The organism is Streptomyces sp. NPDC044002, from assembly GCF_056434525.1.
The window spans coordinates 19,696-38,118 of record NZ_JBWKEZ010000071.1 but is presented as its reverse complement, the minus strand read 5'-3'; the positions used below and the strand labels follow the sequence as shown (position 1 = coordinate 38,118).

The window sequence follows — 18,423 nt, the reverse complement described above, 5'->3', positions numbered from 1 at the left end:
GCGGGCTGGAATTTCGCTGCGCGAAATCCAGCCCCGCCGGCACTCTCCAGCCCCGCCGGCGTTTGAGGCGCGGGGGTCTGGGGGCGGAGCCCCCAGAAGGGGGTCCGGGCGCAGCCCGGGGAACGGGCGAAGGGCGGGTAGGGGACCTCGCCCCGCGCAGCGGCACCGCCCCACCGCACCGGCCGGGTACGCCGGAGGGGGCGCCGCAGTACGCGCGGCGCCCCCTCCGGTACGACCCGTTCAGCTCTTGTCGGCCTCCGCCGCCTTCGTGAGGCTGGTCGGCTTCTTCGTCCCGGCGCCCCCGACGGGCTCGGCGTCGGCCTTGGCCTCCGCACCGGCCGGGACGGCATCGGCCTTGGCGGCGTCCTTCGACTCGGCCTCGACGGCCTTCACGTCGGCCTCCGCACCGGCCGGGACGGCCTTCGCATCCGCCGCCCCCTCACCCGAACCGCCGGAGGCGTTCGGCTCGACGACCGCCTCCCGGCCCGGCCGCAGCTTCGACGACACCACGAAGTACACCACCGCGAGCACGAAGCACAGGATCGCGGTCCACACGTTCAGCCGCATGCCCATGATGTGGTGCGCCTCGTCGACGCGCAGGTACTCGGTCCAGACGCGCCCCGCGCAGTACGCGGCGACGTAGACGGCGAACGCCCGCCCGTGCCCCAGCTTGAAGCGCCGGTCGGCCCAGATGACCAGGGCGGCGACGCCCAGGCACCACAGGGACTCGTAGAGGAAGGTCGGGTGGTAGGTGCCCGCGACCCGGTTCGGGCCGTCGCTGATCTTCAGCGCCCACGGCAGGTCGGTCTCGCGGCCGTACAGCTCCTGGTTGAACCAGTTGCCCCAGCGTCCGAAGGCCTGGGCGATCGCGATGCCCGGGGCGAGCGCGTCGGCCCAGGCGGGCAGCGGGATGCCGCGCAGGCGGCAGCCGATCCAGGCGCCGACCGCGCCGAGCGCGATCGCGCCCCAGATGCCGAGGCCGCCCTCCCAGATCTTGAAGGCGTCGACCCAGTCCCGGCCCTCGCCGAAGTAGAGCTGGTAGTCGGTGATCACGTGGTAGAGGCGACCGCCGACCAGGCCGAAGGGCACCGCCCACACGGCGATGTCCGCGACCGTGCCCGGCTTTCCGCCGCGCGCGATCCACCGCTTGTTGCCGAGCCAGACGGCGACGAAGACGCCGATGATGATGCAGAACGCGTAGCCGCGCAGCGGGATCGGTCCGAGATGGATCACGCCGGTCGACGGGCTGGGGATGTAAGCAAGGTCCATGGCAGACCTGACGCTACCCTGCCGGGCGGTACGGACCGCAACCCGCCCGGCAAGCTGAAACCAAAACCACACATGGCGGGGCCGCCCGGGTCAGCCTCCCGACCCCGTGCCGGCCCCCGCCCGGGCGCCGGAACCGGAACCGGATGCGGAACCGGAGCCGGTGGCCGTGGAGGCCTTGGAGCCGGTCTTGGAGCCGCTGCTTCCGGACGCGGACGCGGAGGGGGACGCCGACGGTGACGGGGCGGTCTTGCCGGCGGTGCCCTCGACCTTCTCCTGCAGCTTCTGCGGGGTCAGCGGGTTGGCCTGGTCGGAGAAGATGTCCTTGCCGTCGAGCAGCACCGTCGGGGTGCCCCGGAACTTCCCGTCGCGGAAGGCCTCGTGCGACTTGCCCACCCAGCTGTTGTGGGTGCCGTCCTCCACGCAGGAGCGGAAGGCGGGGGTGTCCAGCCCGTCGACCTTGCCGGCCAGTTCCAGCAGCTTGGCGTTCTTGCCGTAGGCGTCGTCGGTCTCCTGCGGCTGGTTCTGGAAGAGGACGTCGTGGTACGCGGAGAACTTGCCGGCGTCCTGGGCGCAGGCGGCGGCGTTCGCCCCCTTCAGGGAGCCGGTGCCGCCCATGTTCCCGTCGATCAGGGTGACCAGGTGGTACTCGACCTTGAGCAGCCCCTTGGCCTCCAGGTCGTGGATGGTGGTGCGGTAGTTGTCCTCGAAGGCCTTGCAGGCGGGGCAGCGGAAGTCCTCCCACACCGTGAGGGTGGACTTGGCCTCGTTCTTCCCGGTCTGGATGGCGAGCGCGTCCTTGCCGGTGGCTCCGGAGGGCGCGGCCACCGGGCCGGCCTTGGCGGACTTGTCGCCCTTGCCGACGTTGGCCGCGATCACGCCGACGACGGCGGCCAGGCCGAGCACGCCGACGACCGCCCCGGCCACCAGGAAGGTCCGCCGCCGCTTGTCCCGGCTCTTCTGCCGCTCGCGCTCCTGCTGGAGTCGCTCCCGGGCCGATCGTTTCGTCGCATCGCGGTTCGCACCGTCGTTCTTCTCGCTCACGTTCGGCCAAACGAAGCGGGGAGGCACTCGCGTGCCTCCCCGCTGCCGAATCCACCCGATCGGGCTACAGAACCTCTTCCGGGCCCGTCCCGGATCAGGACCTGCGTACGCCTTCCGCAAGCTCGCCCGCCAGTGCCCGCACGGCCGACAGGCCCGCCGGCAGGTCCGGGGCGTCCAGGAGGAGCTTCACGAAGGCCGAGCCGACGATCACACCGTCGGCGAAGCCGGCGACCTGCTTGGCCTGTACGGCGTTGGAGACGCCCAGGCCCACGCAGACCGGGAGGTCGGTGGTGGTGCGGGTGCGGCGCACCAGCTCCTGGGCCTCGTTGCCGACGGACTCGCGGGTGCCGGTGACGCCCATGAGGGAGGCGGCGTAGACGAAGCCGGAGCCGGCGGCGGTGATGGTCGCCAGGCGCTCGTCCTTGCTGCTGGGGGCCACGACGAAGACGGTCGCCAGACCGTGCTCGGCCGCGTGCTCCCGCCACAGTGCGGACTCCTGGACCGGCAGGTCGGGCAGGATGCAGCCGGCGCCGCCGGCGGCGGCCAGCTCGGCGGTGAACCGCTCGACGCCGTAGCGGTCGATGGGGTTCCAGTACGTCATGACCAGGATCGGGACCCCGGTGGCCTCGAAGGCCTCGCGGACGGTGCGCAGCACGTCGGCGATCTTGACGCCGCCGCGCAGGGCGATGTCGTCGGCGGTCTGGATGACGGCGCCGTCCAGGACCGGGTCGCTGTGCGGCAGGCCGATCTCGACGACGTCGGCGCCGCCCTCGATGATCGCCTTGACGGCTTCGATGCCGCCGTCGACGGTGGGGAAGCCGGCCGGGAGGTAGGCGACGAGGGCCGCGCGGTCCTCGGACTTGGCCTTGGCGAGGGTCGCGCTCAGCAGTTCGATGTTGCCCTGGTTGCTCACTTGTTCTCCCCCTCGGCCTGCGTGCCGTCGTACAGCCCGAAGTAGCGGGCGGCCGTGTCCATGTCCTTGTCGCCGCGGCCGGACAGGTTGACGACGATGAGGCCGTCCTTGCCCAGCTCCTTGCCCAGGTCGAGGGCGCCGGCGAGGGCGTGCGCCGACTCGATGGCCGGGATGATGCCCTCGGTGCGCGACAGCAGGCGCAGGGCCTGCATGGCGGCGTCGTCGGTGACCGCGCGGTATTCGCCGCGGCCGGTGTCCTTGAGGTAGGAGTGCTCGGGGCCGATGCCGGGGTAGTCCAGGCCGGCGGAGATCGAGTAGGGCTCGGTGATCTGGCCCTCCTCGTCCTGGAGGACGTAGCTGCGGGAGCCGTGCAGGATGCCGGGCTCGCCCGCGGTGAGGGTGGCGGCGTGCTCGCCGGTCTCCACGCCGTGCCCGGCGGGCTCGAAGCCGACCAGGCGGACGTCGGCGTCGGGGATGAAGGCGTGGAAGAGGCCGATGGCGTTGGAGCCGCCGCCGACGCAGGCCGCGACGGCGTCGGGGAGCCGTCCGGCGCGCTCGATGATCTGGCGGCGGGCCTCGACGCCGATGACGCGGTGGAAGTCGCGGACCATGGCCGGGAAGGGGTGGGGGCCGGCGACGGTGCCGAAGAGGTAGTGGGTCTGGTCCACGTTGGCGACCCAGTCGCGGAAGGCCTCGTTGATGGCGTCCTTGAGGGTCCGGGAGCCGGACTTCACGGCGATGACCTCGGCGCCGAGCATGCGCATGCGGGCCACGTTGAGGGCCTGGCGCTGGGTGTCGATCTCGCCCATGTAGATGGTGCAGTCGAGGCCGAAGAGGGCGCAGGCGGTGGCGGTGGCCACGCCGTGCTGGCCGGCGCCGGTCTCGGCGATGACGCGGGTCTTGCCCATGCGCTTGGTGAGCAGCGCCTGGCCCAGCACGTTGTTGATCTTGTGCGAGCCGGTGTGGTTGAGGTCCTCGCGCTTGAGGAAGATCCGGGCGCCGCCGGCGTGCTCGGCGAAGCGGGGCACCTCGGTCAGGGCGCTGGGCCGGCCGGTGTAGTTGACCATGAGGTCGTTGAGCTCGGCGGCGAAGGCCGGGTCGCCCTTGGCCTTCTCGTACTCGACGGCGACCTCGTCCACGGCGGCGACGAGGGCCTCCGGGATGAACTTGCCGCCGAAGTCACCGAAGTAGCCCTCGGTGTTGGGGACGTGACCCTCCGGGTCCGGGATGAAGAACGAGCTGGTGGACATGTGCCACTACTCCTACGGGTACGGAATGCGAGGCTTCGCTCGACGCGGGCTGGATGCACCGTATTGCGCCGCCGGTCCGTCGCCCGCGCACCCCGCTGAGGGGGTGGGAGGGGGTACGGACGGGACGGCCCGCGCCCACGAGGGGACGGGGCCGTGCGGGGCCGCCCGCGCCCGGCACGTCAGGGGTACCGGGCCGGGAGGGCCTTCGTCACGACGCGGCCGTGCCGCGCCATCGCATGCCGTTGACCTGTCCGGGCTCGGACCCGATCACGTAGCGCACCCGCCTGCCGTGCACGCGGCGGGCCGGGGCGCGGCAGCCGCGGGGGCGGCAGCCGCGCGCCAGCGGCGCGTGCGCCGTCGGCACGGCGGCCGGGCCGTGGCCCGGACGCGTGCGGACGGAGGAGGGGGCGGGAGGCATGGGAGTGGTCAGCTCCGCCCGTGGCGCAGGGCGGGGTGGGCGCCGGCGGCGACGAGGTCGGCCACGGCCGCCTTCGGGTCGCGGCCGGTGACCAGGGACTCGCCGACGAGGACGGCGTCGGCGCCCTCGTTGGCGTAGGCGATCAGGTCGTGGGGTCCGCGGATGCCGGACTCGGCGACCTTCACGATGTGGGGCGGGATCTCTCCGACGACGCGCTCGAAGGTGGAGCGGTCGACCTTGAGGTCCTTCAGGTTGCGCGCGTTGACGCCGATGATCTTGGCGCCGGCGGCGACGGCACGCTCGATCTCCTCCTCGTCGTGCACCTCGACGAGCGGGGTGAGGCCGATGGACTCGGCCCGCTCGATGAGGGAGACCAGGGCCTCCTGCTCCAGGGCCGCGACGATCAGCAGCACGAGGTCGGCGCCGTAGGCGCGGGCCTCCCACAGCTGGTACGCCGTGACGATGAAGTCCTTGCGCAGGATCGGGATGTCCACGCGTGCGCGGACGGCCTCCAGGTCTGCGAGCGAGCCGCCGAAGCGGCGCTGCTCGGTGAGGACGGAGATGACCGCCGCGCCGCCCGCCTCGTAATCGGCGGCGAGCCCGGCCGGATCCGCGATCGCGGCCAGCGCGCCCTTGGAGGGGCTGGAGCGCTTGACCTCGCAGATCACCTTGACGCCGTCGCCACGCAGGGCGGCGACGCCGTCCTTGGCCTGGGGCGCCTTGGCGGCACGCTCCTTGAGCTCGTCGAGGCTCACGCGGGCCTGCCGTTCGGCAAGGTCTTCGCGGACCCCTTCGATGATCTCGTCGAGCACACTCACGCGAGCGGCCCCCTTCCGGGTTGATGACGGTCGGCCGCCTTGCAGACACGTTCCACTGCAAGGTCGGCACTCAAATGGTATCCGCAGGTCGCCGGGGCCTCCGCACGGAGTTCTCGGTTTCCCAGGGACTGGACACTCGGAATATGGCCTTCCCGTAGTCCTCCCAAGGCCTCCCAAGGCCTCCGCCGGGGTCAGGGGGCCAGTGCGGAACCGAACGGGAGGTTCCGGACAATCGAGAAGGCGAGGACCGCGGCCCCGATGCCCCACCACCAGGCCGGCCGCAGGGCGATCCGGGGGACCGGGCCCCCGCGGAAGGCCCGCAGCAGCCACAGGGCCGTGAAGGCGGCGAAGACGAGGTAGCCAGCCACCGCCACCGCGTTGGTGCCCAGGGCGGCCGCCAGGTCGCCGGTGGCGAAGGCATGCGCACTGCGCAGCCCGCCGCAGCCGGGGCACAGCACCCCGGTCAGCCGGAACAGCGGGCAGACCGGATAGTGCCCCGGTTCGTTCGGGTCCACCGCGCCCACGTACGCGAACGCCGCCACTGCCCCGGCCAGGGTCAGCGCGGGCGCGGCCAGCCGCCGGGCCCGGGAGGCCCGTACGGGCGCCCCGTCGGGCGGCGGCGGCCCCCAGGGGGCCGCGTGCGGGGCGTGCGGGGCGTCGGTACGAGAGGCGTCCACCCGCTGATTCTCTCCGCTCATGACAAAAGGCGCAGCCCGACGGGGCCGCGCCTTTCGAACAGCGGACCGGCAGACCCGCGGGATCGCGCTCAGACCTTGGCGGGAACCCGGTTGGCGGCGATGACCTCGGCGAGGTCGCGGTGGGCGGCCTTCGGCGCGCCCATGCCGGCGGCACGCATCGCCAGACCGACGACACCGCCGAGCGCGACGACGACCAGGCCCGCCCAGAACCCGAGCGGGTTCGCCAGCACCATGAAGGCGCCGGATACGCAGAAACCGATGAAGGCGATGACGACACCGGTCCAGGCGGCCGGGGTGTGTCCGTGGCTCGTGCCCGCCATGAGTTGCTCCTCGTTGCTCTGTCTCGCGTGCGGTGCCGCACGCTCGCTGTCATTGTCCCGCACGACGGCGCCGGTTTCGCCAGTGGGTGGCGATCTCCGGCACCCCCGTCTAGCGGGTGGGGTCCTCGCCGCGGTCCAGCGCCTTCCACAGGTCCTCCGGCCGGTCCGGGTCCACCGGGGCCGGGGTGCGCCCGCGGGGGCTCCCGTCGCGCTCGTAGCGGCCTCCCATCGCGGGCCAGCCGCTGCCGAAGCGCAGCGCGAGCAGTCCCGCGAGCAGGATCAGGGCAGCTCCGGAAGCGGTGACGTACGGCCACGCCGTATGGGTCAGCTCCACCACCCGGGCGGCCGTGTCGGCGGTCGCGGTGGCGGCCCGCTCGTCCAGCGCGGCCCGGTCGTCGGCGGAGGCCACCGCGGCCAGGGCCGCGCCCAGACCGCTCAGCGCGAGCAGCCCGGAGACCAGCAGCCGCCCCCGGCCCCGTACGGCGAACACCGCGACCAGGGCGGCGAGTCCGACGATGGCCAGGGCCGCCGGAAGGCCGGTGACGGCCCGTCCGTCCGCGGTCAGGGGCAGGGTCCCGCCGCCGATGGAGGCGCTGCCCCGGGCCCAGGTGCGGCCGGAGGCGAGCAGGACGACGGTGGCGCCGAGCGCGCCGAGCAGCAGGGCGACGGCCACGGTGCGGCGGCCGGTGCTGCTGTCGGGGGCCTCGGCCTCGCTGGGGGGGTGGGGTACGGCACTCACGTACCCCACTATCCCTTACGGCCTCAGGCGCGGTGGAGGCGGTTCGCCGCTCCGACGGCGCGGAGCACGGCGGCGGCCTTGTTGCGGCACTCGCGGTCCTCCAGCTCGGGCACCGAGTCCGCGACCACTCCCGCCCCGGCCTGCACGTACGCGGTGCCGTCGCGCAGCAGCGCGGTGCGGATGGCGATGGCCGTGTCGGAGTCCCCCGCGAAGTCCAGGTAGCCGACGCAGCCGCCGTACAGGCCGCGCCGGGAGGGCTCCAGCTCCTCGATGATCTGCATGGCGCGCGGCTTGGGCGCGCCGGAGAGGGTGCCGGCGGGGAAGCAGGCGGTGAGCACGTCGAAGGCCGTCCTGCCCTCGGCGACCCGGCCGGTGACGGTGGAGACGATGTGCATGACGTGCGAGTACCGCTCGATGCTCATGAAGTCGACGACCTCGACGGAGCCCGGCTCGCACACCCGGCCCAGGTCGTTGCGGCCCAGGTCGACGAGCATGAGGTGCTCGGCGCGCTCCTTCGGGTCGGCCAGCAGCTCCTCGGCGAGGTCGTTGTCCTCCTGCGGGGTCGCGCCCCGGTGCCGGGTGCCCGCGATCGGGTGGACCATGGCCCGGCCGTCCTCGACCTTGACCAGCGCCTCGGGGCTGGACCCGACCACGTCGAAGCCGTTCTCGAAGCGGAAGAGGTACATGTACGGGGACGGGTTGGTGGCCCGCAGCACCCGGTAGACGTCCAGCGCGGAGGCCTCGCAGGGGGTCTCGAACCGCTGCGAGGGCACCACCTGGAAGGCCTCGCCGGCCCGGATGCGCTCCTTCACGTCCTCCACGGCGGCCTGGTACTTCTCGCCGCCCCACAGCGCGGAGACCGTGCCGTCTTCAAAACTCGGCACCTCGGAGGCGGGCAGCGGGGCCGGGGCGTACGGCGCGGGCCGCGCGAGGTCGGCCTCCATGGCGTCGAGGCGGGCGACGGCGTCGGCGTAGGCCTCGTCGACCCCGGAGTCCAGGTCGTTGTGGTTGATCGCGTTGGCGATCAGCTGGACGGTGCCGTCCCAGTGGTCCAGGACCGCCAGGTCGGAGGTGAGGAGCATGGTCAGCTCGGGCAGCTCCAGGTCGTCCTCGGCGTGCTCGCCGATGCGCTCCAGGCGGCGGACGATGTCGTAGCCGAGGTAGCCGACCATGCCGCCGGTGAACGGCGGCATGCCGCCCGCGAGGTCGCGGGGGGTGTGCAGGGCCTCGACGGTGGCGCGCAGGGCGTCCAGGGGGTCGCCGGCCGTGGGGACACCGACGGGCGGGGTGCCGATCCAGTGCGCCTGGCCGTCCTTGACGGTGAGGGTGGAGTCGCTGCGCACGCCGACGAAGGAGTAGCGGGACCAGGAGCGGCCGTTCTCGGCGGATTCCAGCAGGAAGGTGCCGGGGCGTTCGCCGGCCAGCTTGCGGTAGAGCCCGACCGGGGTGTCCCCGTCGGCGAGCAGCCTGCGGCTGACGGGGATGACACGGCGGTCGGCCGCGAGCTTGCGGAACGTCTCGAGATCCATGGGGTGGGACCCTAACTGGCTAGCGGGCGTCACTGAAAAGGACATCGTCGTCGAAGCAGGTGCGGGCGCCCGTGTGGCAGGCGGCGCCGACCTGGTCGACCTTGACGAGCACGGTGTCCGCGTCGCAGTCGAGGGCGACGGACTTCACGTACTGGAAGTGGCCGGAGGTGTCCCCCTTGACCCAGTACTCCTGGCGGCTGCGGGACCAGTAGGTGCAGCGGCCGGTGGTGAGGGTGCGGTGCAGGGCCTCGTCGTCCATCCAGCCGAGCATGAGCACCTCACCGGTGTCGTACTGCTGGGCGATGGCCGGGACCAGGCCGTCCGGGGAGCGCTTGAGGCGGGCGGCGACGGCGGGGTCGAGGGAGGACGTACTCATGGGCCCCATTGTGCCGCGCGGAAGGACCCGTTACGGATCACCGTCCGCCTGATGGGCAGCCGCGCGGCGGGGCCCGGCCGTAGGCTGGCCCGCATGTCTACCCATGCGAAGCGTGAACGGCTGCTGCTGGCGGACCTCCTGGAGGCGGCGGGACCGGAGGCGCCGACGCTGTGCGACGGCTGGACCTGCCGGGACCTGGCGGCGCACGTGGTGGTGCGCGAGCGCCGCCCCGACGCGGCGGGCGGGCTGCTGCTGAACGTGCTGAAGGACCGCCTCGACCGGGCGATGGCCGAGTACACGGCCAAGCCCTACGAGGAGCTCATCCAGCTGATCCGCACCGGCCCGCCGAAGCTGTCCGTGTACGCGCTGAAGCAGATCGACGAGGCCGCGAACGCGGTGGAGTTCTACGTCCACGCCGAGGACGTGCGGCGCGCGCAGCCGGACTGGTCGCCGCGGACGCTGGACCCGGTGTTCTCGGACGCGCTCTGGTCCCGGCTGGAGAAGCTGGCCCGGCTGACGGGCCGCCGCTCGCCGGTGGGCCTGGTGCTGCGCCGCCCGGACGGGCGCACGGCGGTGGCGCACAAGGGCGTACCGGTGGTGACGGTGACCGGGGAGCCGGGCGAGCTGACGCTGTTCTGCTTCGGCCGGCAGAACTCGGCCGCGGTTGAGCTGGACGGCGAGAAGGAGGCCGTCGCGAAGCTGACGGTGGCCCAGCTCGGGATCTGACCCCGCGAGCGCCCCTCGCGGCGCCCGGCCGTGGCCGGCCCGCCGGGCACCGGGCCGCCGCGACGGCCTCCGGCCCGGGTGCAGACGCACCGGCTCCGGGCCGCCCCGCGAGGGGCGGCCGGGGCCGGCCGAGGGGCTAGCGGACCGGGTGCCCGGCCTCGCGCAGGGCTTCCTTGACCTCGGAGATCCGCAGGTCGCCGAAGTGGAACACCGAGGCGGCGAGGACCGCGTCGGCGCCCGCGCCGATGGCGGGCGCGAAGTGCTCCAGCTTGCCGGCGCCGCCCGAGGCGATCACCGGGACGGTGACGTGCCTGCGCACGGCGGCGATCATCTCGGTGTCGTAGCCGTCCTTGGTGCCGTCGGCGTCCATGGAGTTCAGCAGGATCTCCCCGGCGCCCAGTTCGGCCGCGCGGTGCGCCCACTCGACGGCGTCGATGCCGGTGCCCCGGCGGCCGCCGTGGGTGGTGACCTCGAAGGAGCCGGTCTCCGTGCGGCGGGCGTCTACCGACAGGACGAGGACCTGGCGGCCGAAGCGCTCGGCGATCTCCTGGATCAGCTCGGGCCGGGCGATGGCCGCGGTGTTGACGCCCACCTTGTCGGCGCCGGCCCGCAGCAGCTTGTCGACGTCGTCGGCCGTGCGGACGCCGCCGCCGACCGTGAGCGGGATGAACACCTGCTCGGCGGTGCGCCGCACCACGTCGTAGGTGGTCTCGCGGTTGCCGGAGGAGGCGGTGATGTCGAGGAAGGTCAGCTCGTCGGCGCCTTCGGCGTCGTACAGCTTGGCCATCTCCACCGGGTCGCCGGCGTCGCGCAGGTTCTGGAAGTTGACGCCCTTGACGACGCGGCCGTTGTCCACGTCCAGGCAGGGGATCACGCGTACGGCGAGGGTCATCGCGCGGCCTCCTTGTACGCCTCGACCTCGACCTCGACGACCATGCTCGGGTCGACGAAGCCGGACACGATGATCATGGAGGCGGCGGGGCGGACGGCGTCGAAGAGGGCCTTGTGCGCGCGGCCCACCTCCTCCACGTCCCGGGCGTGCGTGAGGTACATCCGGGTGCGGACCACGTCCTCGGCGCCCAGGCCGGCCTCGGCGAGCGCCTTGAAGGCGACCTCGAAGGCCTTGACCGTCTGGTCGTACGGGCCGCCCGCGTCGGCCGCGGTGCAGCCGGAGACCAGCACCAGGCCGTTGGGGAGGGCGACGGCGCGGGAGTAGCCGATCACGTCCTCGTAGGGGCCGCCGGAGGAGATCCGGCGTACGTCGGAGGTGCTCATGCGCGCACCGCCTCCAGGGCCTCTTCCAGGGTGAAGGCCTTGGCGTACAGGGCCTTGCCGACGATCGCGCCCTCGACGCCCAGCGGGACCAGCTCGGACAGCGCCCGCAGGTCGTCCAGGGAGGACACGCCGCCGGAGGCGACGACGGGCCGGTCGGTGGCGGCGCAGACGTTCTTCAGCAGCTCCAGGTTGGGGCCGGTCAGCGTGCCGTCCTTGCCGATGTCGGTGACGACGTAGCGGGCGCAGCCCTCGGAGTCCAGGCGGGCGAGGGTCTCGTAGAGGTCGCCGCCCTCGCTGGTCCAGCCGCGGCCCTTGAGGGTGGTGCCGCGCACGTCGAGGCCGATGGCGATCTTGTCGCCGTGCTCGGCGATGGCCTTGGCGGCCCACTCGGGGGTCTCCAGGGCGGCGGTGCCGAGGTTGACGCGGGTGCAGCCGGTGGCGAGGGCCGCGGCGAGCGTGGCGTCGTCGCGGATGCCGCCGGACAGCTCGACCTTGATGTCCATCGCACGGGTGATCTCGGCGACCAGGGAGCGGTTGTCGCCGGTGCCGAAGGCGGCGTCCAGGTCGACGAGGTGCAGCCACTCGGCGCCGGACGCCTGCCAGGCGAGGGCCGCCTCCAGCGGGGAGCCGTAGGAGGTCTCGCTGCCGGACACGCCGTGCACGAGGCGTACGGCCTGGCCGTCGCGGACGTCGACCGCGGGGAGCAGTTCAAGCGTGTTCGGCATCAGAGGGTCTCGATCCAGTTGGTGAGGAGCTGGGCTCCGGCGTCGCCGGACTTCTCGGGGTGGAACTGGGTGGCCCACAGGGCGCCGTTCTCCACCGCCGCGACGAACCGCTCGCCGTGCGTGGCCCAGGTGACCCTGGGGCCCTTGATCCGGGGGTTGGTGACCTCCAGCGTCCAGTCGTGGGCCGCGTAGGAGTGCACGAAGTAGAAGCGGGCGTCGGCGTCCAGCCCGGCGAAGGCCTGGCTGTCGGCCGGGGCTTCGACGGTGTTCCAGCCCATGTGCGGGACGACGGGGGCCTTGAGCGGGCCGACGGTGCCGGGCCACTCGTCGAGGCCCTCGGTCTCCACGCCGTGCTCGATGCCGCGCTCGAAGAGGATCTGCATGCCGACGCAGATGCCCATGACGGGCCGCCCGCCGGACAGCCGGCGGCCGATGATCCAGTCGCCGCGCGCGTCCTTGAGGCCCTTCATGCAGGCGGAGAAGGCGCCGACGCCGGGCACGAGGAGCCCGTCGGCGTCCATGGCCCGGTCGTAGTCGCGGGTGATCTCGACGTCCGCGCCGACGCGCGCGAGGGCGCGCTCGGCGGAACGGATGTTGCCGAAGCCGTAGTCGAAGACGACGACGTTCTTCTTGGCGCTCATTCCCAGATTCCTTGGATTCGCAGGACTCCCGCGGCGAGACACATCACGGAGCCGAGGGCGAGCAGAACGATCACCGATTTCGGCATCTTCTGCTTCTGGAAGGAGTAGACGCCCCCGGCCAGGAACAGGCCGAGGACGATCAGGATGGTGTTCAGGCCGTTCACGGCTAGAGGGCGCCCTTCGTGGAGGGCAGGATGCCGGCGGCGCGCGGGTCGAACTCGGCGGCGTAGCGCAGGGCCCGGGCGAGGGCCTTGAACTGGCACTCCACGATGTGGTGGGCGTTGCGGCCGTACGGGACGTGGATGTGCAGGGCGATCTGGGCCTGCGCGACGAAGGACTCGAAGATGTGCCGGGTCATCGTCGTGTCGTACTCGCCGATCATCGGCGCCATGTTCTCGGGCTCGGTGTGCACGAGGTAGGGGCGGCCGGAGAGGTCGACGGTCACCTGGGCGAGGGACTCGTCCAGCGGGACGGTGCAGTTGCCGAAGCGGTAGATGCCCACCTTGTCGCCGAGGGCCTGCTTGAAGGCGGCGCCCAGCGCGAGGGCGGTGTCCTCGATGGTGTGGTGGCTGTCGATGTGCAGGTCGCCGTCCGTCTTGACCGTGAGGTCGAAGAGGCCGTGGCGGCCGAGCTGGTCGAGCATGTGGTCGTAGAAGCCGACACCCGTCGAGACGTCGACCTTGCCGGTGCCGTCGAGGTCTATCTCGACGAGGACCGTGGTCTCCTTCGTGGTGCGCTCGACCCGTCCGATGCGGCTCATGCCTGCTGCTCCTTCTTCAGTGCGCGAACCGCTTCCAGGAACGCGTCGTTCTCGGCCGGCGTGCCGGCGGTGACCCGCAGCCAGCCCGGTACGCCGTTGTCCCGGACCAGGACGCCCTGGTCGAGGATCTTCTGCCAGGCGGTGTGGGAGTCCTCGAACTTCCCGAACTGGATGAAGTTCGCGTCGGACTCGGTGACCTCGTAGCCGACGGCCCGCAGCTCGGTGACGAGGCGGTCCCGCTCGGCCTTGAGCTGCTCGACGTAGCCGAGCAGGGTGTCGGTGTGCTCCAGGGCGGCCAGCGCGGTCGCCTGGGTGACGGCGGACAGGTGGTACGGCAGGCGTACGAGCTGCACGGCGTCGACGACGGCCGGGTGTGCGGCCAGGTAGCCCAGGCGCAGGCCCGCGGCGCCGAAGGCCTTGGACATGGTCCGGGAGACCACCAGGTTGGGGCGGCCCTCGATCAGCGGGAGGAGGGAGTCCCGGTGGGAGAACTCCACGTACGCCTCGTCCACGATCACCAGCGAGGGCTTGGCGGCCTGCGCGGCCTCGTAGAGCGCGAGGACCGTCTCCGCCTCGACCGCGGTGCCGGTGGGGTTGTTCGGCGAGGTGATGAACACGACGTCGGGGGTGTTCTCGGCGATCGCCTGCTCGGCGGCCTCCACGTCGATGGTGAAGTCCTCCCGGCGCGGGCCGGAGATCCAGCCGGTGCCGGTGCCGCGCGCGATCAGCGCGTGCATCGAGTACGAGGGCTCGAAGCCGATGGCCGTGCGCCCGGGGCCGCCGAAGGTCTGGAGCAGCTGCTGGAGGACCTCGTTGGAGCCGTTGGCGGCCCAGACGTTCTCCTTGGCGACCGGGTGCTTGCCCGTACGGGTGAGGTAGGCGGCCAGCTGGGTGCGCAGCTCGACCGCGTCCCGGTCGGGGTAGCGGTTGAGGGTCCGGGCGGCCTCGGCGACGCGCTCGGCGATGCGCCGCACCAGCGGCTCGGGCAGCTCGTACGGGTTCTCGTTGGTGTTCAGCTGGACGGGGACGTCGAGCTGCGGGGCGCCGTAGGGGGTCTTGCCGCGGAGCTCGTCCCGGATGGGGAGGTCGTCGATCCCGATGGTGGTCACTGTCCCGGCACCTTCCATCCGAAGCGGGCCTTGAGGGCCGCGCCGTGCGCGGGCAGGTCCTCGGCCTCGGCCAGCGTCACCACGTGGTGGGTGACCTCGGCGAGGGCGTCGCGCGTGTAGTCGACGATGTGGATGCCGCGCAGGAACGACTGTACGGACAGGCCCGAGGAGTGGCAGGCGCAGCCGCCGGTGGGCAGGACGTGGTTGGAGCCGGCGCAGTAGTCGCCGAGGGAGACCGGCGCCCAGGGGCCGACGAAGATCGCGCCGGCGTTGCGGACGCGGGCGGCCCAGGCGGCGGCGTCGGCGGTCTGGATCTCCAGGTGCTCGGCGCCGTACGCGTCGACGACCTTGAGGCCGTCCTCCAGGCTGTCGACCAGCACGATCGCCGACTGCTTGCCGGCGAGGGCGGGCTTGATCCGGTCCTCGACGTGCTTGGTAGCGGCGACCTGCGGCTCCAGCTCCTTCTCGACGGCTTCCGCGAGCTCCGCGGAGTCCGTGACGAGGACGGCGGCGGCCAGCGGGTCGTGCTCGGCCTGGCTGATCAGGTCGGCGGCGACGTGGACCGGGTCGGCGGTGGAGTCGGCGAGGACGGCGATCTCGGTGGGGCCGGCCTCGGTGTCGATGCCGATCTTCCCGGTGAAGTAGCGCTTGGCGGCGGCGACCCAGATGTTGCCGGGGCCGGTCACCATGTTGACCGGCAGGCACTCCTCCGTGCCGTACGCGAACATCGCGACGGCGACGGCGCCGCCGGCCGCGTACACCTCGTCCACGCCGAGCAGCGCGCACGCCGCCAGGATGGTCGGGTGCGGCAGGCCGCCGAACTCCTTCTGCGGCGGGGACGCGAGCGCGATCGACTCGACGCCCGCCTCCTGGGCCGGGACCACGTTCATCACGACGGAGGACGGGTACACGGAACGGCCGCCGGGCGCGTACAGGCCCACGCGCTCGACCGGAACCCACTTCTCGGTCACGGTGCCGCCGGGCACCACCTGGGTGGTGTGCTCGCTGCGGCGCTGGTTGCGGTGCACGATCCGGGCGCGCCGGATGGACTCCTCCAGGGCGGCGCGGACGGCCGGGTCCAGCTGCTCCAGGGCGGCCGTGAGGGCCTCCGCGGGCACCCGGGCCTGCGTGAGTTCGACCCCGTCGAACTTCTGCGCGTACTCGATCAGCGCCGCCGTGCCACGATGATGGACGTCCTCGCAGATGGGCCGCACCTTCTCCAGGGCGGCTTCCACGTCGAACTCGGCACGGGGCAGCAGGTCGCGCAGGGCGCCGCCCTCGGGGAGGGCGTCACCGCGCAGGTCGATACGAGAGATCACCTCCCAATTCTCTCAGACCGTCTCCCACCGCCGTCCGCCCGTATCACTGGCTGATACACGCCCCGGACGTCACCGCCGCCCCTTAGCGTTCTCGTACACGTGAATGACGGCGGGGGGCTGCCATGGCCGAATCAGACGGGGACGGGCGTCCGGAGGACCTCACCGAGCCCGAACGGCGGATGTGGGAGGCCTTCCGCGCGGGCACCGTGTGCGACCTCGCCGCCCGTGACGCCGGCCTGGACGATCCGCACTCGGGGCGGGCCTGGGGACCCGAGCGCCGGGTCCGGGCGGAGGTGGTGGCGCACCTGCTGCTGGCCGGGCCCGCGCCCCTCCCGGGGCGGGTGGGGCGGCTGAAGCTGCGCGGTGCGCAGATCACCGGGCGGCTGGACCTGTCCGGTGCCGCGGTGACTCCGTACGTGGAGATCCGCGCGTGCCGCTTCGACGGCGAGGTCCAGGTGTCCGAGACCCGGTTCGGCACGCTCCGGCTGGACAACTGCGCGGTCCCCCGGCTGGAGGGCGCCCGCCTGCACACCGAGGGCGACCTGCACCTGGCGCGCTGCCGGGTGGCGCGCGGGATCAGGCTGACCGACGCGCAGATCGGCACCGACCTGCTGCTCGGCCACACCGTGGTCCACCGGGACAACCGGGGCCGGGCCATCGCCGCCGACGGGCTCTCGGTGGCGCAGGACCTCCAGGCGGACATGCTGGAGACGCACGGCGAGGTCAGCCTGCGCGGCGCGAAGGTGGGCGCCTCGATGAGCCTGCGCGGGGCGCGGCTGAGCAACCGCGACGGCCGGCGGGCGCTGAACGCCCCGACGCTGACCGTGGAGCGGACCCTGTACCTGACGTCGATCGGCCTGTCCTCCCCGACGGCCGACCCGGACCGCCCGTACGACTGGGGCCGGACCCCGACGACGGGCGGGCCGGCGCAGCGCTTCGAGTGCCGGGGCGGGCTGCGGCTGGACGACGGCCGGTTCGGCGACTCGGCCGACTTCTACGGGGCCCGCTTCGAGCTGCGCGCGGACCAGGAGGTGTCGCTGCGGCGGGTGCAGACGCCGGAGCTGCGGTTCGTGGGCGAGGCGCCGGAGCTGGGCCGGGTGGTGGTCTCGGGGGCGAAGGTGGTCAAGCTCGTGGACCGGTCGACGAGCTGGCCCGGGCCCGGCCGGCTGTCGATGGAGGGCTTCGTCTACGAGGAGCTCGCACCCCGGGGCCACTTCCCGCTCTCGCGCCGCCTGGAGTGGCTGGAGGCGGCCACCCCCGAGTACTCGCCCGAGCCGTACGAGCGGCTGGCCGCGGTACTGCGGGCCGGCGGGGAGGACTCCGGGGCCCGCGAGGTGCTGGTGGCGAAGCAGCGCTGCCGCCGGGCGACGCTGTCGCCGGCCGCCCGGGCCTGGGGATACCTCCAGGACTGGACGGTGGTGTACGGGTACCGGCCGGGGCGGGCGGCGCTGTGGATGGCGGTGCTGTGGGCGGCGGGCACCCTGCTGTTCCTGCGGCACGAGCCGGCGCCGATCAAGGCGGACGAGCATCCGCCGTGGGACGCGGCGCTGTACGCGCTGGACCTGCTGCTCCCGGTGATCGATCTCGGCCAGCAGGGGCAGTGGAAGCTGGAGGGCGGCTGGCAGTGGGGGTCGGCGGCGCTGGTGCTGCTGGGCTGGATCCTGGCCACGACGGTGGCGGCGGGCGCTTCGCGGCTGCTGAGGCGGGGTTAACGGGTGACGGGCCGGGCCGTCCGGCCACTACCCTGTGCCTCGTGACCACCGTTCGCCTGCCCCTCTTCCCGCTGAACTCGGTGCTGTTCCCGGGCCTCGTGCTGCCGCTGAACGTCTTCGAGGAGCGGTATCGCGCCATGATGCGCGAGCTGCTGAAGTCCGGGGAGGCGGAGCCGCGCCGGTTCGCGGTCGTCGCGATCCGCGACGGCCGGGAGGTCGCCCCGACGGCGCCCGGCCTGCCGGACCAGACGGCCCTGCCCGAGAAGGGCCCGGCGGCCGGGTTCGGCGCCGACCCGATCCAGGCGTTCCACCGGGTGGGCTGCATCGCGGACGCGGCGACGATCCGGGAGCGGGAGGACGGCAGCTTCGAGGTGCTGGCCACCGGCACGACCCGGGTACGGCTGGTGTCGGTCGACGCGTCGGGGTCGTTCCTGGTGGCGGAGCTGGAGGAGCTCGCGGAGGACGCGGGCGAGGGCGCCGGCGCCCTGTCCGAGGGGGTGCTGCGGGCCTTCCGCAGCTACCAGAAGCGGCTGGCGGGGGCCCGTGAGCGGTCCCTGGCCTCGGCGCCGGACCTGCCGGACGAGCCGTCGGTGGTGTCGTACCTGGTGGCGGCCGCCGCCGTGCTGGACACCCCGTCGAAGCAGCGCCTGCTCCAGGCCCCGGACACCGCGACGCGCCTCGCGGAGGAGCTGAAGCTCCTCCGCACGGAGACGGCGGTCATCCGCCACCTCCCCTCGCTGCCGGCGGTGGACCTGACCCGTACCCCGACGAGCCCGAACTGAGGC

At 73.0% G+C, this 18,423-nt stretch carries 22 protein-coding genes; 3 read left to right on the top strand and 19 right to left on the bottom strand.

Annotated elements, in window-relative coordinates:
- Positions 1-240 precede the first annotated feature (240 nt).
- The 11 genes from lgt to hisI form a co-directional block, all read right to left on the bottom strand.
- Entirely contained in the window at positions 241-1,269 is a 1,029-nt protein-coding gene (gene lgt, locus AC07A6_RS34865) for a prolipoprotein diacylglyceryl transferase (protein ID WP_478779779.1), read from the bottom strand.
- A gap of 90 nt (positions 1,270-1,359) precedes the next feature.
- Entirely contained in the window at positions 1,360-2,310 is a 951-nt protein-coding gene (locus AC07A6_RS34860; RefSeq protein WP_478779778.1) for a DsbA family protein, read from the bottom strand.
- A 94-nt stretch (positions 2,311-2,404) separates the two neighbouring features.
- On the bottom strand, positions 2,405-3,223 hold the full coding sequence (trpA, locus tag AC07A6_RS34855; RefSeq protein ID WP_362472477.1) for a tryptophan synthase subunit alpha: 819 nt from the start codon (positions 3,221-3,223) through the stop codon (positions 2,405-2,407).
- Positions 3,220-4,473, bottom strand: a complete 1,254-nt coding sequence (gene trpB, locus AC07A6_RS34850) for a tryptophan synthase subunit beta (protein ID WP_478779777.1) — start codon at positions 4,471-4,473, stop codon at positions 3,220-3,222. The genes trpA and trpB overlap by 4 nt, the downstream gene beginning before the upstream one ends.
- Positions 4,474-4,681: 208 nt before the next feature.
- Positions 4,682-4,891: a tryptophan biosynthesis modulator TrpM gene (trpM, locus tag AC07A6_RS34845; protein WP_478779776.1), complete on the bottom strand. Its 210-nt coding sequence runs from the start codon at positions 4,889-4,891 to the stop codon at positions 4,682-4,684.
- An 8-nt stretch (positions 4,892-4,899) separates the two neighbouring features.
- Positions 4,900-5,709 (bottom strand): indole-3-glycerol phosphate synthase TrpC, encoded by an 810-nt coding sequence (trpC, locus tag AC07A6_RS34840; protein ID WP_007263565.1) that lies wholly within the window; start codon positions 5,707-5,709, stop codon positions 4,900-4,902.
- 191 nt (positions 5,710-5,900) lie between these two features.
- Positions 5,901-6,407, bottom strand: a complete 507-nt coding sequence (locus AC07A6_RS34835) for a DUF2752 domain-containing protein (protein ID WP_478779775.1) — start codon at positions 6,405-6,407, stop codon at positions 5,901-5,903.
- Positions 6,408-6,475: 68 nt separating this feature from the next.
- Positions 6,476-6,727, bottom strand: coding sequence for an HGxxPAAW family protein (locus AC07A6_RS34830; RefSeq protein WP_125816878.1), 252 nt, complete (start codon positions 6,725-6,727; stop codon positions 6,476-6,478).
- Positions 6,728-6,836: 109 nt separating this feature from the next.
- A complete protein-coding gene (locus AC07A6_RS34825) occupies positions 6,837-7,475 on the bottom strand; it encodes a TIGR02234 family membrane protein (protein ID WP_362472492.1) in 639 nt (212 codons plus the stop codon).
- A gap of 14 nt (positions 7,476-7,489) precedes the next feature.
- Positions 7,490-8,995, bottom strand: a complete 1,506-nt coding sequence (locus AC07A6_RS34820) for an anthranilate synthase component I (protein ID WP_362472495.1) — start codon at positions 8,993-8,995, stop codon at positions 7,490-7,492.
- A 19-nt stretch (positions 8,996-9,014) separates the two neighbouring features.
- Positions 9,015-9,380: a phosphoribosyl-AMP cyclohydrolase gene (gene hisI, locus AC07A6_RS34815; RefSeq protein WP_125816875.1), complete on the bottom strand. Its 366-nt coding sequence runs from the start codon at positions 9,378-9,380 to the stop codon at positions 9,015-9,017.
- 84 nt (positions 9,381-9,464) lie between these two features.
- On the opposite strand from hisI, the gene AC07A6_RS34810 reads away from it, so the two are divergent.
- Complete coding sequence (locus AC07A6_RS34810; RefSeq protein ID WP_362472500.1) at positions 9,465-10,097, top strand: TIGR03085 family metal-binding protein; 633 nt, start codon at positions 9,465-9,467, stop codon at positions 10,095-10,097.
- Between the two features lie 136 nt (positions 10,098-10,233).
- Here the strand turns inward: AC07A6_RS34810 and hisF are convergent, their stop codons facing one another.
- Genes hisF through hisD form a run of 8 tightly spaced genes read right to left on the bottom strand, consistent with a single transcriptional unit; the run spans position 10,234 to position 15,926 of the window.
- Positions 10,234-10,989, bottom strand: coding sequence for an imidazole glycerol phosphate synthase subunit HisF (gene hisF / locus AC07A6_RS34805; RefSeq protein ID WP_362472503.1), 756 nt, complete (start codon positions 10,987-10,989; stop codon positions 10,234-10,236).
- Positions 10,986-11,372, bottom strand: coding sequence for a RidA family protein (locus tag AC07A6_RS34800; RefSeq protein ID WP_362472506.1), 387 nt, complete (start codon positions 11,370-11,372; stop codon positions 10,986-10,988). The genes hisF and AC07A6_RS34800 overlap by 4 nt, the downstream gene beginning before the upstream one ends.
- Positions 11,369-12,097: a bifunctional 1-(5-phosphoribosyl)-5-((5-phosphoribosylamino)methylideneamino)imidazole-4-carboxamide isomerase/phosphoribosylanthranilate isomerase PriA gene (gene priA / locus AC07A6_RS34795; protein WP_478779774.1), complete on the bottom strand. Its 729-nt coding sequence runs from the start codon at positions 12,095-12,097 to the stop codon at positions 11,369-11,371. The genes AC07A6_RS34800 and priA overlap by 4 nt, the downstream gene beginning before the upstream one ends.
- Positions 12,097-12,738 (bottom strand): imidazole glycerol phosphate synthase subunit HisH, encoded by a 642-nt coding sequence (gene hisH / locus AC07A6_RS34790; RefSeq protein ID WP_125594532.1) that lies wholly within the window; start codon positions 12,736-12,738, stop codon positions 12,097-12,099. The genes priA and hisH overlap by 1 nt, the downstream gene beginning before the upstream one ends.
- Positions 12,735-12,902 carry a hypothetical protein gene (locus tag AC07A6_RS34785; protein WP_030228117.1) on the bottom strand — a complete coding sequence of 56 codons (168 nt, stop codon included), beginning with the start codon at positions 12,900-12,902 and terminating at the stop codon, positions 12,735-12,737. Before AC07A6_RS34785 ends, hisH begins: the two co-directional genes overlap by 4 nt.
- A gap of 2 nt (positions 12,903-12,904) precedes the next feature.
- On the bottom strand, positions 12,905-13,498 hold the full coding sequence (gene hisB, locus AC07A6_RS34780; RefSeq protein ID WP_007263577.1) for an imidazoleglycerol-phosphate dehydratase HisB: 594 nt from the start codon (positions 13,496-13,498) through the stop codon (positions 12,905-12,907).
- The gene (locus AC07A6_RS34775) at positions 13,495-14,607 is read right to left on the bottom strand and encodes a histidinol-phosphate transaminase (protein ID WP_478779773.1); all 1,113 of its coding nucleotides are present in this window, start codon (positions 14,605-14,607) and stop codon (positions 13,495-13,497) included. Before AC07A6_RS34775 ends, hisB begins: the two co-directional genes overlap by 4 nt.
- Complete coding sequence (gene hisD / locus AC07A6_RS34770) at positions 14,604-15,926, bottom strand: histidinol dehydrogenase (protein ID WP_362472515.1); 1,323 nt, start codon at positions 15,924-15,926, stop codon at positions 14,604-14,606. Before hisD ends, AC07A6_RS34775 begins: the two co-directional genes overlap by 4 nt.
- Positions 15,927-16,048: 122 nt before the next feature.
- Here hisD and AC07A6_RS34765 point away from each other — a divergent pair, with 122 nt between their 5' ends.
- On the top strand, positions 16,049-17,638 hold the full coding sequence (locus AC07A6_RS34765; protein ID WP_478779772.1) for an oxidoreductase: 1,590 nt from the start codon (positions 16,049-16,051) through the stop codon (positions 17,636-17,638).
- A gap of 41 nt (positions 17,639-17,679) precedes the next feature.
- Positions 17,680-18,420 (top strand): LON peptidase substrate-binding domain-containing protein, encoded by a 741-nt coding sequence (locus AC07A6_RS34760; RefSeq protein ID WP_478779771.1) that lies wholly within the window; start codon positions 17,680-17,682, stop codon positions 18,418-18,420.
- Positions 18,421-18,423 lie beyond the last annotated feature (3 nt).